Here is a 15,242-nt window from a genome sequence, read left to right on the forward strand (position 1 = left end):
CAGAAGGACACCACCGATGGACGATGTGATCATTTCGCTGTTCCGCGAACGGTTGAGCCGCGAGTTCCCGGACGTGCTCGCCGAGGTCGACGAGTTGCTGGCGCGGGTCTCCGGTGAGGAGAGCCCGCACTTCGCGCTGACCGCGACCGTCGTGGCCGGGTACCAGGCACTGCTCGCCCGGATACCCCGCGACCAGGCGCTCGACGTCGTGGGGAAGGCGTTCCACGAACCCGTGCGCGGGTTCGTCCACGACGGGACGCGGGCGATGCTCGACGCCGCGGCCGATCCGTTCACCGCGCTGGTGGACGTGTCGAAGGAGCGGGAACGGGACTACTTCGGCGTGGACTTCACGTTCGTGAGGTCGGCGGACGACGAGCAGCGGTACCACCTGGACGTGCACCGGTGCTACTACGTGGACCTGTTGGCGCGCAACGGTGTTCCCGAGCTGGGGCCCGTGTTCTGCGAGTTCGACGCGGCGTGGATCGGGGCGGTGGACGTGGAGCGGCACGGGTTCCGCTTCGACCGGCCCACGACGATCGCGCGGGGCGGGGCCACCTGCCCGTTCCACTTCACCCGGACCGGCTGACGCAGGGGTCGTGGGGCGTCGGGTTCCCGGCGTCCCACGGCTAGGCCAGGTCGGACAGCCACTGCTCCACACCCGCGACGTGCACGGTGGTCCACGAGCGGGCGAGTTCGGTTTCCCGCAGCGCCAGGGCGTCGACGATCGCGCGGTGCTCGGCGATGGTGCGCTCGGCCGCGCCCGCCTGCGCTATGCCGCGCCAGATCCGCACGCGGACGGTCGGGCCCGCGAGGGTGTCCAGGAGTTGAGCCAGGTAGGCGTTGCCGGAGCCGCGGGCGATGGCCCGGTGGAACTCCAGGTCGTGCTCGACCAGTTCCTCGACGGTCCTGGCGTTCTCGCCCGCGTCGCACATCGCTCGGAGGACGGCGATCTCCTCCGGCGTGATCCGCTGGGCGGCCAGCGCGGACGCCGCCGGTTCGAGGATTCGGCGCACCTGGAGGACTTCCAGCACCGAGTCCTCGCCGCGGTGCAGGTCGAGGACGAAGGACAGGGCTCCGAGGAGGTCGTCCGCGCGGAGGCTGGACACGTACGTGCCGTCGCCCTGCCGGACGTCGAGCACTCGGACGAGTGACAGCGCCTTGACGGCCTCGCGCAGGGAATTCCGGGACAGTCCCAGGCGTTCGGCCAGGTCAGCCTCGCGCGGGAGGCGGTCGCCGGGCTTCAGCTCCCCGCTCACGATCATCTCTTTGACACGCAGGATCGCGTCGTCCGTGACTGCCACGGCACCCTCGACTCGGTAGTAGACCTCGGATGTCTGGTGTCCAGTATGAGCCACTCGTGTGGGTTCCGCGTGCATCCGTGATGGCGATCTTTCACGTGGTGGTGGTGTAATTGGTTATCTTCCTACCGGACGTGACTAAATCGCTGTTTTGCCGCCATAATGGTCTGGACCATTTGAGGAGGGACCTTGGACACGGTTGTCGCAGCCCCGCGAGCACTACTCGGTCGCACCATCACCGGTCCCGCCTACGTGCGAATCCGGGCAGGGCGCATCGTCGAAGTCGTCGCCGGTGAGCCGCCCGCGGGCGCCGAAGTGCTGGCCGACGGACTGCTCACGCCCGGACTGGTGGACATCCAGATCAACGGGGCGGTCGGAGTCGACTTCGCCGAAGTGGACGCCGCGGGCATGAGGGTGGTCGCCGAAGCGTTGCCGCAGACCGGGGTCACCCGGTTCCTGCCGACGTTGATCACGGCGCCAGTGCCCGTCGGCCTCCGGCAGGCCCGTGCGGTGCTGGCCGCTTCCGCCGCGTTGCCGGAGGGGGTGGGGGCGCGGCCGTTGGGGGTGCACTTCGAGGGACCGTTCCTGTCGCCGTTGCGGCCTGGGGTGCATGATCCGGCGTTGATGGTCGAGCCGGGGGCGGCGGAGATCGACGCGCTGCTGGCCGATGAGGTGTTGCGGCGGGCGTTGCGGATGGTGACGTTGGCGCCGGAGCAGCCTGGGGGGATGGAGGCCGTTCGGCGGTTGGCCGAGGCTGGGGTGCTGGTGGCCGTCGGGCACAGCGACGCGACCGGGGTGCAGACGCGTGAGGCGGCTGATGCCGGGGCTCGGATGGTGACGCACCTGTTCAACGCGCAGCGGCCTTTGGGGCATCGGGAGCCTGGGGTGCCAGGGGTTGCGCTGGTGGATGAGCGGTTCACGTTGGGGTTGATCGCGGATCTGGCTCATGTGGGGCCGGATGTTTGTCGGTTGGTGTTCAACGCCGCTGGGCATCGGGTGGCGTTGGTGACCGACGCGGTGGCTGCTGCTGGGATGCCGCCAGGGCGTTATCAGTTGGGTGGGGCTGATGTTTTGTTGACCGAGGATGGGGTGCCTCGGTCGCCTGAGGGGACCATTGCCGGGTCGGCTTTGACGTTGGATCGGGCTGTGCGGAATATTGTGTCTGTTGGGGTGGATGTGGCTGATGCGCTTGCGTCGGCGACTATTGTGCCTGCTGAGGCTATTGGGGAGTCGGGGCTTGGGCGGTTGGCGCCTGGGGCTGTGGCGGATTTGGTGTGGTGGGACGAGGGGTTGAGTCCTCGGAAGGTTTGGGTTGATGGGCGGGTTGTGTTCGATGCGGATGCTGGTGGGGTTGTGGGTGCTGTAGTGGGGTATGCGACTGCTGGGCAGTGATGGGGTGGGTTTGTGGGGGGTCGGGTTGGGTTGGTGGGGCGGCCGATTTGACTTGGGGCCCCTAGATTTGCCCCTTCGTCGGACAATAAAGGGCAGAGGGTGAAGCTGCCGTCCGACGCAAGTTTAAGGGGCAAATCCCCCAAGTAAAATCGGCCTCGCTTGGGTGGGGGTGTGCGGTTTGGTGGGGGTTGGGTTTTGGGTAGGGATAAGGGCGTAGGGAAAGAAAGTGAAAAAAGAGGGCTCCCGTGGTGGGGGCCCTCTTTTTCTTTGGTGCTGTTTGGTGCTGTGTGTGTTAGCGGGTGCGGGTTACCTTTTTTAGGCCCCTGGGGCTGTCTGGGTCGCCGCCCCTTGCCAAGGCCAGGCCGTGGGCCAGGTTTTGGATTGGCAGGATTTCCAGGATTGGGGCTACTTCTTCCGCTGTTTCCGGTACTGGGATGCGTAGGGCTGCGGAGACCTTGTCTGCTGCTGAGCCGACTGCCAGTACGTCTGCGCCGCGGCCGTGTACTACGTCCAGTACCTCGTGCAGGGCGTCGCCGCCCTTGCCGGTGCTGGTTACCGCCAGTACCGCTGTTTCGCCGTCGACTGCTGCTACTGGGCCGTGCAGCAGGTCTGCGCCCGAGTAGGCCCTTGCGCCCAGGTAGCTGGTTTCCGCGAGTTTCAGTGCTGCTTCCAGTGCTGTTGGCAGGGAGAAGCCGCGGCCGGTGGTGAGTACGCGGTCCACGAAGCGGTAGCGGCGTACGGCTTCCGTTACCGCGTCGGTCGAGGTGTCCAGAGTGGACTGGGCCAGGTCGCCCAGGTTTGCGGCGTGTTCGCCGTTGCCGCCTCGGATGGAGTCGAAGAGCAGGTACAGGGCCAGGAGGGTGGCGGAGTAGGTCTTGGTTGCCGCTACGGCGTGTTCGACGCCCGCGCCTACGTCTACCGAGAGTTCGGCGGCGGCGTTGAGGGGGGAGTCGCTGGTGTTGGTGACGGCCACCGTGAGGGCGCCCTGGGTGCGGGCGGCCTGGGTGACCTCCAGGAGGTCCGGGGAGCCGCCGCTTTGGCTGACCGAGACCAGGAGGACGTCGCGGAGGTCTGGTTTGCCGCCGTACAGGGTGGTCGTGGACGGGGAGACGAGGCCCGCGGGGAGTTGGAGGAGGACCTCGGTGAGGTACTTGGCGTAGAGGGCCGCGTGGTCGCTGGAGCCGCGGGCCGCGAAGAGGACGAACCTGGGTTTGCGCTGCTGGACCACCTCGGCGACCTTCGCGATCTCGGCGCGCCGCTCGATGAGGCCGGAGAAGATCGCCGGTTGTTGCGCGATCTCCGCTGCCATGTGCTGGCCGGGCTGCTGCTCGGTCATCCCATACCCCTGTCTAGGTGGTCGCGAGGCGGCTTGAGGCGATGCGCTCTGCCGCGGCACGCAGGCACACCCGTGAACCGCCGTGGGTGTTCACGCGGGCGACTGTGCCCAGGTCGGGCCCTGGCACACCGGTTTCGACGTGCACTAGGTCCAGACCAATTTTAGCCATGTCGGTGACCAGATCGCGAGCCCAGGCGTGGCGATGTGCCTCTCGTGTCACCACGATCACGGTGCGGCCGTCGGCCGCCTCGGCGATCTCCTCCGCGCTCGCCGACGCCGTGGCCAGCACTTCCGTGTCGTCCAGCAGGTCGGTGAGGTGGGGGCCGAGTCCCCAGGGGACCTGGCCGACGGCTTCGGAGGGTGCCACGACCAGGTCGACCACGAGCACTGGACCGGTAATGACCAGCTCGCCGGTGACCTCGACGGCCCTCCTGGCGGCCCGGAGGCCGATCTCGGTGTCGTGGCCGGAGACCTTGGCCGGTGGGGCGCCGAGGGCCGCCGTGCGGGTGGCGGCCTCCTCCAGGCGTTCGCGGGAGAGGGTGCCGGCCTCGACGGCGGCGACGATGCTGTTGATGAGCCACTGGAGGCCGTCGTCGTCCAGGGGCTCGCCGCCGAGGCAGAGGGCGTCGACGCCCGCCACCAGCGCTCGGACTGAGCCCTGGGCGAGGTCGCCGCCGACGGCCTTCATGTCCAGGCCATCGGTGATGACGGCGCCGGTGAAGCCCAGCTCGTCGCGGAGGACGGCGATGGCCTTCGGGTTCAGGGTGGCGGGGGCCTCGCCCCACTCGGGGATGACCAGGTGGCCGGTCATGATCGAGCGGACGCCCGCGGCGATGGCGGCGCGGAACGGGACCAGCTCCACCTCGTCGAGCTCGGCGACCGTGCGCGGCAGCACCGGCAGTTCGCGGTGGCTGTCCGCCGTGGAGGCGCCGTGGCCGGGGAAGTGCTTGGCGCACGCCGCCACGCCGTAGACCTGCTGGCCCTCCACGAACGCCGCCACGTGCCCGCCCGAGACGACCGGGTCCGAGCCGAAGGCCCGGACGCCGATGATCGGGTCGTCCAGGGTGAGCACGAGGTCCGCCGAGGGGGCCAGGTTGACGGTGACGCCGCAGGCCGCCAGGCGGGCGCCGATGCTGGCGGCCACCTGCCTGGTCAGGTCCACGTCGCCGGTGGCACCCAGCGCGTGGTTGCCGGGGACCTCCGAGCCCCTGCCCGCGTCGAGGCGGGTGACGTCGCCGCCCTCCTCGTCGATGCCGATGACCACGTCGCCGCGCGCGGCGCGGAGCTGCGCGTTCAACGCGGTCACCTGGTCGTCGTCCACGACGTTGCGGCCGAACAGCACGACGCCGCCCAGCCCGTCGGTCACGCGCTTGAGCAACCAGTCGGGAGCTTCGGTCCCGTGGAAACCCGGTAGCAGTACGGCGGCCGCGAGCCGGTGCAGCGACATGCAGCTATCCCTTCACAGCACCGGCTGTGACACCGGTGACCATCTTCCGCTGGACGATGAGGAAGAACACGAGCACGGGAACGGTGAACAGGGCGGACGCGGCCATCGCGCCACCCCAGTCGGTGCCGAACGCGGACTGGAAGCCGCTCAGCCACACGGGCAGGGTCTCCTTGTCCTCGGCGCGCACCATGACCTTGGCGAACAGGAACTCGTTCCACGCGGTGATGAACGCGAACACCGACGTGGCGACCAGACCGGGGCCGAGCAGCGGCAGCGTGACGCGCCGGAACGCGCCCCAGCGGCCGCAGCCGTCGACCATGGCGGCCTCTTCGAGCTCGATCGGGATGCCGTTCACGAAACCGCGCAGCGTCCACGCGCAGAACGGCAGCGTCACCGCGAAGTAGATGAGGACCAGCGACGACAACTGCTCGTAGAGGCCGAGGTCGCGCATCATCAGGAACATCGGGATCAGCAGCGCCTCGAACGGCGCCATCTGGGCGACCAGCATGAGCATCACGAAGCCCTTGCGGCCGCGGAAGCGCATGCGGGACAGCGCGAGCGCGGCCAGCAGGCCGATCACCAGCGCCGCCACGACGGCGGACAGCGAGACGAGCAGGCTGTTGCCCAGCGACTGGAGGAAACCCGGCTTGGTCCACGCGGTGACGAAGTTGCTGTTCGTCACCGACGACGGGATCAGGTCGAAGTCGCTGGAGAGCAGGTCCTTCTTCGGCTTGAGGGCCGTCGTGACCATCCAGTAGGTGGGGAAGGCGAAGAACGCCGCGATGAGCACCGCGACGACGTTCGCCGACACCTTCTTCGCGTTCACAGCTTGCCCTCCTGGGTCTGGAGCAGCTTCCGCAGGTAGGACACCGTCAGCAGGGTCAGGATGACGACCATGAGCACGCTCACCGCCGCGGCCACGCCGAAGTGGCTCTGCGAGATGCCCTCCAGGTACTGCAAGACCGGCAGCGTCGTGGAACCGCCGCTCGGCCCGCCCTCCTTGAACACCCAGATCTGGGTGAAGACCTTGAAGTCCCACAGCAGCGACAGGAACGTCACCATCATCAGCAGGGGCTTCAGCTCGGGCCACGTGACCGCTCGGAACGTCTGCCACGCCGTCGCGCCGTCGATGCCCGCGGCCTCGTAGAGGTCGGCCGGAACACCGATGACACCGGCGTAGAGGGAGAAGGCGAGGAAGGGGATCGCCTGCCAGACGATGAGCAGCCCGATCACCGAGAGCGTCGCGGTGCCCGTGGAGAACCACGAGTACCCGGCGAAGTCGAAGCCGAGCTTCACCAGGATCTTGTTCAGGATCCCGTACTGCTGGTCGAAGATCCACTGGTAGACCGTGGTCGACGCGATGATCGGCATCGCCCAGGCCAGCAGCATGCAGATCTGGAGGAGGATGCGGATCGGCGTGCTGAGCTGGCGCATCAGCAGCGCGATGGCGAGACCCACGACCACGGAGGTCGCCACGACGGCGGCCGTGAAGACCACCGTGCGGATGGTGATCTCCCAGAAGCGGGGGTCGGAGAGGACCTTGGTGTAGTTGTCCAGGCCGACCCAGACGATCTGGCCGCGGACGAGCTCACCCAGGTCGAGCTTGCGGAAACTGGTCACCACCACCGAGACGACCGGGAAACCGATCAGCCACAGGATGCCGATCACGGCGGGGGCCAGCAGCAGGTACGGCAGCAGCCGGTCGAAGGCGCTACCCCGGCGGCGCCTCGCGCCGCCCGCAACGGCACGCCGCGGTGCCGGCGAGGAATTCCTCACCGGCACCGCGGCGTCGGTCGTTTCAACGGCCGTCATCGCTGATCGTCAGCCGCCGAGCAACGCGTTGAGCGCCGTGTTGGCGTCGGCGGTCGCCGCGTCCAGGCTCTTCGCACCGGTGAGGTACGCGGTGAGCATGTCCTTCAGCGGGTTCTGACCGGCCTCGACAGCGGCCCACTTCGGCGTGGCCGGGGTGACCTTGCCGTTGGCGGAGGAGGCGGCGAGCGCCTTGCCGACCGGGTTGGACGCCAGCGAGGCGGTGTCCTTCGAGGTGCCGGGCACGGTGCCCGCGGCGCCGAGCTGGTCCTGGTACTTCTTGGTGCTGAGCAGCTTCAGGTAGCTCTTGGCCAGGTCGACGTTCTTGCTGCCCGCCGGGATGGCCAGGTTCGAGCCGCCGAGGAACACGGGAGCGGCCTTGCCCGCCGTCTTGGACGGGACGGGGAACGCGGAGGTCTTCTTCTCCAGGTCCGGGTTGGCCTTGACGGCGCCGCCCAGCTCCCACGGCAGACCGATCATCATCGCCACGTTGCCCGTGCCGAAGACCTCCATCTGCTGCGGCTTGGCCTCGTCGGTGTCCTTCGGGGCCTTCGTCGCGGAGGCGTCGACGAGCTTCTTGTAGAAGTCCACGCCCGCCTTGGCCTGGGGGGTGTCCAGCGAGCCGACGAACTTGTCGCCGTCCTTCTTGGCGACGTCACCGCCCTGGTCCCAGATGAACGACAGGAGCGTGTACCAGGACTGGCCCGGCAGGTAGAGCGCCTGGAAGTCCGGGTTGGACGCGTTGGCGGTCTTCAGCTTCTCGATCGCGGCCAGCCACTCGTCGTTCGACGTGGGCGGCGCGGTGATGCCGGCGGCCTCGAACAGGTCGGTCCGGTAGATGACCGTGCGGTTCGACGCGTAGAACGGCAGGCCGTACTGCTTGTCCTCCCACGTGAGGGAGTCCTTGAGGCCGCCGAGCCACTCGCCGCCGTTGAGGTTGGAGGCGTCACCGGTCAGGTCGAGCAGCGTGCCCTCGGACGCGAACTTCGGCGTCTGGGTGTTGCCGAGCTCGATGACGTCCGGCGGGGTGTTGCTGGTCAGCGCGGTGGTCAGCTTCTCCTGGATGCCGCCCCACTTCTGGACCTCGTACTTGACCGTGACGTCCTTGTTCGAGTCCTGGAACTCCTTGTGCAAGGCGTCGGTCAGCGTGGTCGGCGCGGAGCCGTCCATCAGCCAGACCGTCAGGGTCTTCGGGCCGCTCGACTCAGCGGCCGTCGTACCCGACGGGCTCGTGCCACATCCGGCCACGGTTACCGCCAGTGCGGCGGCACCAACGGCAAGTCCTCTCCAGCCCTTCACGTTTGCGCCCTTTCAGAAGCCCGGCCAAACGTCGACCGGGACCAGCCAAGTGGTGTAGACCAATGCGGCCTAGAGTGTGCCGCGCCACAGCCCCTGTCAAGGACGTTGCCGAGACGTTGCAAAGTCATCCGACGAATTTCCTATGGCTTGTCGGGGGTTCGAACGCACGATCCGGCGCGGACAAGGCATCCTGTGGGTGGAGCCGCGATGCAGTACGAGGAGGAAGGCCATGCTGGAGACGACGCCTGGAGCAGGCGTGGACGCCAGGTCTCGTGCGCAACGCGAGCCGAAGTACTGGGGACTCAAGCGGCACCTGCTGGACCTGTTGCGCGCGCTGCCGCCGGGTTCCCCCATCCCGACCGAGCGGTCGTTGGCCGCTGACTTCGACGTTTCGCGCACGACGGTGCGCCAAGCGCTTGCGGAGCTGACCGTCGAAGGACGGCTGCTCAGGGTGCAGGGCAAGGGGACCTTCGCGGCGGAGCCGAAGGTCGCGCAGCGCTTGCAGTTGTCTTCGTACACAGAGGACATGCGGGCGCAGGGCAGGAAGCCGTCGTCGCGCCTGATCGAGGCGTCCGAGCTGCCCGCCGAGGCGGAGCTGGCCAGGTTCCTCGGCGTGCGGGCGGGCGCGAAGGTGCTCAGGCTGCACCGGTTGCGGCTGGCCGACGACGAGCCGATGGCCATCGAGACGACCCACCTCGCGCTCGGCCGGTTCCGCGGTCTGCGCCGGTACCTCGCCCCTGGAACCTCGCTCTACCAGGTGCTTCGCGAGCGGTTCGGCGTCGAGATGGGCCACGCCGAGGAGACGATCGAGACCGCTCTCGCCAGCCCCGAGGAGGCCGAACTCCTCGGCGCGGACATCGGCCTGCCGATGCTGCTGCTGTCGCGGCACTCGTTCGACACCGAGGGCAACCCCGTGGAGTGGGTGCGAAGCGTGTACCGGGGGGACCGGTACAAGTTCGTGGCCACTCTCAACCGGCCCGCGGGCTGATTTCCGGATTGTCGGCGGAAGCCGTCCCGCTGGTGAGCGGGGCGGCTTTCCCTTGTGTCGGGGGGCCATTCGGTGGAATGGTCATGACCAGTGTCGGCCCAGGTCAGATCGATCCGGTGGAAGTGGTCCACGACCATTCGGGCAAAGTGATGGAAATTCGCCTATCCGGTTTGACGATGGACCGCGAAACCGCCGGATCGTCTCGGCGCCGGTGAATTCCACGGCCTTCCCGGTCGCGCGGCTCCGTTCTCCCGTGGTCCTCGCCGCCGGTTTCGGCTCGTCCGGCACACCTGGTCCTACCACGTCCCACCGGCGGCTTCGGGCCTGGACGAACTGGCGGGCAGTCCTCCGAGGCGTCTCAAAGGGTGAAAACCCGGCCGCCGACCCATAGGGTTTTCGAATACCGGAACGCTCGTGCCGGCGGAGCCGGTGCCGCCGAACGGGGCCACAATGGCGCCCGTGGTGACCACCGAAGTGATCGACTGGGGCACTCCCAGGGCCAAGGCCGTGCTGGCGACGACCATCGTCGGCTCCGGCATGGCGATGCTGGACAGCACCATCGTCAACGTCGCCCTGCCGAAGATCGGCGAGGAGCTGGACGCGTCGGTCGCCGGTCTCCAGTGGATCCTCAACGGCTACCTGCTGTCGCTCGCGGCGCTCATCCTGGTCGCCGGGTCGCTCGGCGACCGGTACGGCCGCAGGCGGATGTTCACCTTCGGCGTCCTGTGGTTCGGCGCCGCCTCGCTGCTGTGCGGCCTCGCGCCGACGACGGAGCTGCTGGTCGCCGCCCGGATCCTCCAGGGCGTCGGCGGCGCGCTGCTCACCCCCGGCTCGCTGGCGATCCTCCAGTCGACGTTCGCCCGCCAGGACCGGTCGCGGGCCATCGGCGCGTGGTCGGGGCTGGGCGGCATCGCGGCGGCCATCGGCCCGCTCGCGGGCGGCCTGCTCGTGCAGGCCGGGTCGTGGCGGCTGGCGTTCCTGATCAACGTGCCCATCGCGCTGGTGTGCGTGTGGATGGCCCGCCGGTTCGTGCCGGAGTCCCGCGACGAGACGCTGACCGGCCACCCGAACATCCTCGGCTCCGCTGTCGGCGCACTCGGCCTCGCGGGTGTCACCGCCGCGCTCGTGGAGGCACCGGACCGCGGGATCGGCGACCCGCTGGTGCTCGGCGCGGGTGTCGTCGGGATCGCGGGCCTGATCGCGTTCGGCCTGCTCCAAGCCCGCGGCCACACGCCGCTCGTGCCGCCGCAGCTCTTCGCGAACCGGACGTTCGCGCTGGCCAACGCCCTGACGTTCCTGATGTACGCCGCGCTCGGCGGCGTGATGGTGCTGATGATCCTCCAGCTCCAGGTGTCGCTGGGCTACAGCCCGACCGCCGCCGGGCTGGCAGGCCTGCCGCTCACAATCATCATGCTGGCGCTCTCCGCCCGCTCCGGCAGGCTCGCGCAGCGCTTCGGCCCGCGCGCCCAGCTCGTGGTGGGTCCGCTCCTGGTCGCCGCGGGCATGCTGCTGCTCCGCAACGCCGAACCCGGTGCCGACTACGTGACCGGCGTCCTGCCCGGCATCGCGGTCTTCGGCCTCGGCCTGGCCACCGTCGTCGCCCCGGTCACCGCCACCGTCCTCGCCGCGGCCCCGGACCGCTACGCGGGTGTCGCCTCCGGCGTGAACAACGCCGTCGCCCGCACCGGCAGCCTCGTCGCCGTGGCCACCCTGCCCGCCGTGTCCGGCCTCACCGGCACCGGCTACACCGATCCCACCGCCATGACCGCGAGCTGGCAGAAAGCCCTGCTCATCTGCGCCGCGGCCGCGGCGATCGGCGGCCTGCTCGCCCTCGGCACGGACAACACCACGATGCGCGACACCCCGCCCCAACCCGACCCGGACCAGCCGCGACCGGGCGACTGCCACTCCTGCGGCGTCGACGCCCCACCCACCCACGTCCGAGCCTGACGCCCGTTTTCTGTCGGTGCCCACCGGTAGCGTTCTGCTTCGGGGGGCCCTGCACGAAAGGGGACCCCTGGAAGCCGTGCAGGGCCCGCACCGACCAACGCTGACGACCGTTTTTGTCGGTCCCTGTTGCTAGCGTTCAGTTCGGGGGGTCCTGCACGACGGGGGACCCCGACCAGGGCGTGCCTAGACCGCCAGCAGTTCCGCCAGCAGCGCCGGGTCGAGGTTGCCGCCCGAGATGACGGCGACGGTCTTGCCGAGTGGCAGTTCGTCGCGCCGGTTCAGGTACGCGGCGACGACCACGGCGCCGCTCGGCTCGACGACCAGCCGCGACTGCCGGGCCAGCAGCGTCACGGCGGCGCGGATCTCGTCCTCGCTGACGGTGACGATCCCGTCGACGAGTTCGCGCATGTGCGCGAACGTCAGCTCGGACGGTTCCGCGCGCAGCCCGTCGGCGATGGTCCTGGCCCGCATCGCGGGCGGCCAAGAGGCTGACCGGCGGCCCGCGCGGAGGCTGTCGGCGGCGTCGGCCGCGAGCGCGGGCTCCACGCCGATGACGCGCGCGTCCGGGCAGAGGGACTTGATCGCGACGGCGACGCCGGAGATCAGGCCGCCGCCGCTGACGGGCACCAGCACCGTCTCGACCGACGGCAGGTCCTCGGCGATCTCCAGGCCGATGGTGCCCTGCCCGGCGATGACGTCGACGTGGTCGAACGGCGGGATGAGCGTCGATCCGCGCTGGTGGGCGAGGTAGCGGGCGCGGGATTCGCGCTCGGTCATCGGCACCACGTGGACCTCGGCGCCGTGCGACCGCGTGGCGTCGATCTTGACCTGCGGCGTGTTGTCGGGCACCACGATCGCGGCGGGCACGCCGAACAGCTTCGCGGCGAGCGCGACGGCCTGGGCGTGGTTGCCGCTGGAGTACGCGACGACACCGAGCGCTCGGACGTCTGCCGGGAGCTTCGCCAGCGCGTGGTACGCGCCGCGGATCTTGAACGCGCCGACGGGCTGGAGGTTCTCCGGTTTGAGCCACAGCGGTCGGTCGGGATCTGCCCACGCGCACGGGAGCAGCGGGGTTCGCAGCACGGCGGGGCCCACCAGCTCGGCCGCCGCCCGGATGTCGGAAATCGTGACCAGGCGCACCAGGAGATGATGCGTGGTCGTCCTCACCTCCGACCAACCGGCTCGGCCCCCGACCCGTCCAGTAGTAGGACGAGCAGGAAACCGCCTAGCAGTTGAGGATCATGAGCGAGGAGAACGAGAAGAAGACCGGCCTGGACCTCAAGCCCGCGCAGATCGCCGCGGGAGCGCTGGCCGCGGTGACCGCGGCCTTCCTCGGATCGCAGTTGAACGTCGCTGGCACGATCGCGGGCGCCGCCGTCGCGAGCGTCGTCAGCACGATCGGCAGCGCGCTGTACCAGAGCTCGATCGAACGAACCCGCGCGTCGGTGCGGCGGGTCGGCAGCAAGGCGTGGGTGGTCAAACCCGTCCAGGGTGAGACGGCCTCGGCGAGTGAGTCCGAACCCGCCGCCGAGACCGCCGCCGAGACCGCCGCCGAGACCGCCGCCGAGACCGCCGCCGAGACCGCCGCCGAGACCGAAGTGGACACCGAGGACAAAGCACCGGAAACCCGGCGCTGGCCGAGGATCGCGGCGGGCGCGGTGCTGGTGTTCGTGCTGGGGATGCTGGCCGTCACGGGCGTCGAGTGGGTGCGCGGAGCGCCGCTCTCCGGCGGCACGGCGGGCACCAGCCTCGGCGCGGTCGTCGGCGAGTCGACCGAACGCCGGGACGCGCCGCCCGCCCCCTCGGTGACGTCCACTCCGGACGCGCCGACGAGCACCACGACGCCGTCCGGCACGCCGTCGAGCGCGCCCACGACGACGGCGGGCTCGACCCCGTCGAGCGCCACGACGCAGTCCTCGACGCCCCCGCCGTCGACCACCGGGCAGTCGAGTTCGGACACCACCGGGCAGCCCACCCCGACGCCCTCGACAGGGCTGGGAACGACCGGGTAAACCGCCATCTCGACCAATTGGCAATGATCACGATCCAGTGATCGTTTCATTACTTTGAGTAAGAGTTAACAGTCAAGGGCTACGCACCGGAGTTGATCGGTCGTGAGCTGTGACACACTTCGCCCTCAGATGGCCTCGACCGTCATAGGTCACAGGCCTATAACGTCGCTCGATCGGGTGAATACCGGTCAGTAGACGACCGGAAGGAGGGCTGTGCGAACCGTGGAGATCCCACGCGAACGCGTCACTCCGAGGCTTTCCGAGGTCGATTCTCGACCCTCATCCGAACGGGCTCTGCACCGAGGACGGGACGGAAGAAGTAGGAGGAGGGTGGGGCGACCCCTGCCGCCGCCCCACCACCCGTCCCCCTAAAGGCCCCCGTGAGCGGTCCCTGCAACCAGCTCACGGGTTCCCTGCACCCGAAGATGAGGGAGACGTCTAATGATCCGCACGAGTGCGGCCCGCCTCACCGGAGTTGCCCTGCTGGCAGCCGGCGCGGCGATTGCTCTCAGCGTACCGGCCATCGCCGGCCCCGCTGCGGTGAACACGGCAAGTCCCGCCGACACGGAGAGCTACTCGCCGGAGTTGCTCCAAGCGGTCCAGCGGGACCTCGGCCTGAACGCCGACCAGGCGCGCACCCGACTGGCCAACGACGCCAACTCGGGACAGCTCGAGACCAAGGTGAAGGACGCGCTCGGCGACCAGTTCGCCGGCGCCTGGATCGACTCGGTCTCGGGCAAGCTCACCGTCGGCACGACCAGTGCCGCCAAGTCCGACGCCGCCCGTGCGCTGGGCGCCGACGTCCGGGTCGTCCGGTTCTCGCAGCAGCAGCTCGCGGGCACCAAGGCGGTCCTGGACTCCCTGGCGGCGCCCCAGTCGATCACGAGCTGGCGCGTCGACGACGCCTCGAACACGGTCGTCGTCGAGGTCAACCGCGACAAGCGGGACGCGGCGGCCGAGGCCTTCCTGGCCACGGCTCGCGGCATCAGCCCCGCGGTCACCGTCGCGGAGACCGCGGACGCGCCCACGCCGCTCTACGACACCCGCGGCGGTGACGCGTACTACATCGGCGGCGGTCGCTGCTCGGTCGGCTTCGCGGTGAGCGGTGGTTTCGTCACCGCGGGTCACTGCGGCAGCCCCGGCAACGCCACCACCGGCTTCAACCGGGTCGCCCAGGGCACGTTCCGCGGCTCGTCGTTCCCCGGCAACGACTACGCCTGGGTCGCGACGAACAGCAACTGGACCTCCCGCCCGTGGGTGAACCGCTACAACGGCTCCAACGTCACCGTGACGGGCTCCACGTCCGCCGCGGTCGGCGCGTCGATCTGCCGGTCGGGTTCCACGACCGGCTGGCGCTGCGGGACGGTGCAGCAGAAGAACGCGACCGTGAACTACCCGCAGGGCACGGTGTCGGGCCTGACCAGGACCAACGCCTGCGCGGAGCCCGGTGACTCCGGCGGCTCGTGGGTCGCGGGCACCAACTTCAGCCAGGCTCAGGGCGTGACCTCCGGTGGTTCGGGCAACTGCTCGTCCGGCGGCACGACCTACTTCCAGCCGGTCGGCGAGATCCTGTCGGCGTACGGCTTGAGCCTCACCAGGGGCTGATGAGGATTCCGACGGCGGGCTGACCCCCTGCCTGTTCGCCGTCGACCCCGCGAGACGCCCTCCGCTCCGGCACCCCTGCGCCGGGACGGGGGGCGTTTCCGCGTCC

Annotated in this window: 14 protein-coding genes; 7 read left to right on the forward strand and 7 right to left on the reverse strand. The window is 69.4% G+C overall.

Annotated features, from left to right (window positions below; genetic code table 11):
* The first annotated feature begins 16 nt into the window (after nt 1-16).
* Complete coding sequence (locus NZH93_RS18435; RefSeq protein WP_259624350.1) at nt 17-586, forward strand: L-2-amino-thiazoline-4-carboxylic acid hydrolase; 570 nt, start codon at nt 17-19, stop codon at nt 584-586.
* Nucleotides 587-626: 40 nt separating this feature from the next.
* Here the strand turns inward: NZH93_RS18435 and NZH93_RS18440 are convergent, their stop codons facing one another.
* The gene (locus tag NZH93_RS18440) at nt 627-1,301 is read right to left on the reverse strand and encodes a FadR/GntR family transcriptional regulator (protein ID WP_259624351.1); all 675 of its coding nucleotides are present in this window, start codon (nt 1,299-1,301) and stop codon (nt 627-629) included.
* Nucleotides 1,302-1,487: 186 nt separating this feature from the next.
* Here NZH93_RS18440 and nagA point away from each other — a divergent pair, with 186 nt between their 5' ends.
* The gene (gene nagA, locus NZH93_RS18445; protein ID WP_259624352.1) at nt 1,488-2,690 is read left to right on the forward strand and encodes an N-acetylglucosamine-6-phosphate deacetylase; all 1,203 of its coding nucleotides are present in this window, start codon (nt 1,488-1,490) and stop codon (nt 2,688-2,690) included.
* 292 nt (nt 2,691-2,982) lie between these two features.
* On the opposite strand, the gene NZH93_RS18450 is transcribed toward nagA, so the two are convergent.
* The 5 genes from NZH93_RS18450 to NZH93_RS18470 are packed head-to-tail and all read right to left on the reverse strand — an operon-like array spanning nt 2,983 to nt 8,581.
* On the reverse strand, nt 2,983-4,026 hold the full coding sequence (locus NZH93_RS18450) for an SIS domain-containing protein (RefSeq protein WP_259624353.1): 1,044 nt from the start codon (nt 4,024-4,026) through the stop codon (nt 2,983-2,985).
* 13 nt (nt 4,027-4,039) lie between these two features.
* Nucleotides 4,040-5,473 (reverse strand): glycoside hydrolase family 3 protein, encoded by a 1,434-nt coding sequence (locus tag NZH93_RS18455; RefSeq protein ID WP_259624354.1) that lies wholly within the window; start codon nt 5,471-5,473, stop codon nt 4,040-4,042.
* Nucleotides 5,474-5,477: 4 nt separating this feature from the next.
* Nucleotides 5,478-6,299 carry a carbohydrate ABC transporter permease gene (locus tag NZH93_RS18460; protein WP_259624355.1) on the reverse strand — a complete coding sequence of 274 codons (822 nt, stop codon included), beginning with the start codon at nt 6,297-6,299 and terminating at the stop codon, nt 5,478-5,480.
* Complete coding sequence (locus NZH93_RS18465; protein WP_259624356.1) at nt 6,296-7,285, reverse strand: carbohydrate ABC transporter permease; 990 nt, start codon at nt 7,283-7,285, stop codon at nt 6,296-6,298. The genes NZH93_RS18460 and NZH93_RS18465 overlap by 4 nt, the downstream gene beginning before the upstream one ends.
* 9 nt (nt 7,286-7,294) lie before the next feature.
* Complete coding sequence (locus NZH93_RS18470; RefSeq protein ID WP_259624357.1) at nt 7,295-8,581, reverse strand: sugar ABC transporter substrate-binding protein; 1,287 nt, start codon at nt 8,579-8,581, stop codon at nt 7,295-7,297.
* 229 nt (nt 8,582-8,810) lie between these two features.
* Between NZH93_RS18470 and NZH93_RS18475 the strand changes: the two genes are divergently transcribed.
* The 3 genes from NZH93_RS18475 (at nt 8,811) to NZH93_RS18485 (ending at nt 11,519) form a co-directional block, all read left to right on the forward strand.
* Nucleotides 8,811-9,569, forward strand: a complete 759-nt coding sequence (locus tag NZH93_RS18475) for a GntR family transcriptional regulator (protein ID WP_106185379.1) — start codon at nt 8,811-8,813, stop codon at nt 9,567-9,569.
* A gap of 83 nt (nt 9,570-9,652) precedes the next feature.
* Complete coding sequence (locus tag NZH93_RS18480) at nt 9,653-9,784, forward strand: hypothetical protein (protein ID WP_259624358.1); 132 nt, start codon at nt 9,653-9,655, stop codon at nt 9,782-9,784.
* Nucleotides 9,785-10,028: 244 nt separating this feature from the next.
* Nucleotides 10,029-11,519 (forward strand): MFS transporter, encoded by a 1,491-nt coding sequence (locus NZH93_RS18485; protein ID WP_259624359.1) that lies wholly within the window; start codon nt 10,029-10,031, stop codon nt 11,517-11,519.
* Nucleotides 11,520-11,702: 183 nt separating this feature from the next.
* Here NZH93_RS18485 and NZH93_RS18490 read toward each other — a convergent pair whose 3' ends face one another.
* Nucleotides 11,703-12,659 carry a threonine ammonia-lyase gene (locus NZH93_RS18490; RefSeq protein ID WP_259624360.1) on the reverse strand — a complete coding sequence of 319 codons (957 nt, stop codon included), beginning with the start codon at nt 12,657-12,659 and terminating at the stop codon, nt 11,703-11,705.
* 101 nt (nt 12,660-12,760) lie between these two features.
* Here NZH93_RS18490 and NZH93_RS18495 point away from each other — a divergent pair, with 101 nt between their 5' ends.
* Entirely contained in the window at nt 12,761-13,531 is a 771-nt protein-coding gene (locus tag NZH93_RS18495) for a hypothetical protein (RefSeq protein ID WP_259624361.1), read from the forward strand.
* A 441-nt stretch (nt 13,532-13,972) separates the two neighbouring features.
* Nucleotides 13,973-15,136, forward strand: coding sequence for a S1 family peptidase (locus tag NZH93_RS18500; protein ID WP_259624362.1), 1,164 nt, complete (start codon nt 13,973-13,975; stop codon nt 15,134-15,136).
* The last annotated feature ends 106 nt before the right edge of the window (nt 15,137-15,242 follow it).

Source organism: Umezawaea endophytica (assembly GCF_025061645.1).
Lineage (GTDB): Bacteria > Actinomycetota > Actinomycetes > Mycobacteriales > Pseudonocardiaceae > Umezawaea > Umezawaea endophytica.

Excerpts from the sequence above, each read along its gene's own strand:
- NZH93_RS18435 (WP_259624350.1), top strand. The coding sequence starts at position 17 with ATGGACGATGTGATCATTTCGCTGTTCCGCGAACGGTTGAGCCGCGAG.
- NZH93_RS18450 (WP_259624353.1), bottom strand. The coding sequence starts at position 4,026 with ATGACCGAGCAGCAGCCCGGCCAGCACATGGCAGCGGAGATCGCGCAA.
- NZH93_RS18455 (WP_259624354.1), bottom strand. The coding sequence starts at position 5,473 with ATGTCGCTGCACCGGCTCGCGGCCGCCGTACTGCTACCGGGTTTCCAC.
- NZH93_RS18465 (WP_259624356.1), bottom strand. The coding sequence starts at position 7,285 with ATGACGGCCGTTGAAACGACCGACGCCGCGGTGCCGGTGAGGAATTCC.
- NZH93_RS18475 (WP_106185379.1), top strand. The coding sequence starts at position 8,811 with ATGCTGGAGACGACGCCTGGAGCAGGCGTGGACGCCAGGTCTCGTGCG.
- NZH93_RS18480 (WP_259624358.1), top strand. The coding sequence starts at position 9,653 with ATGACCAGTGTCGGCCCAGGTCAGATCGATCCGGTGGAAGTGGTCCAC.
- NZH93_RS18495 (WP_259624361.1), top strand. The coding sequence starts at position 12,761 with ATGAGCGAGGAGAACGAGAAGAAGACCGGCCTGGACCTCAAGCCCGCG.
- NZH93_RS18500 (WP_259624362.1), top strand. The coding sequence starts at position 13,973 with ATGATCCGCACGAGTGCGGCCCGCCTCACCGGAGTTGCCCTGCTGGCA.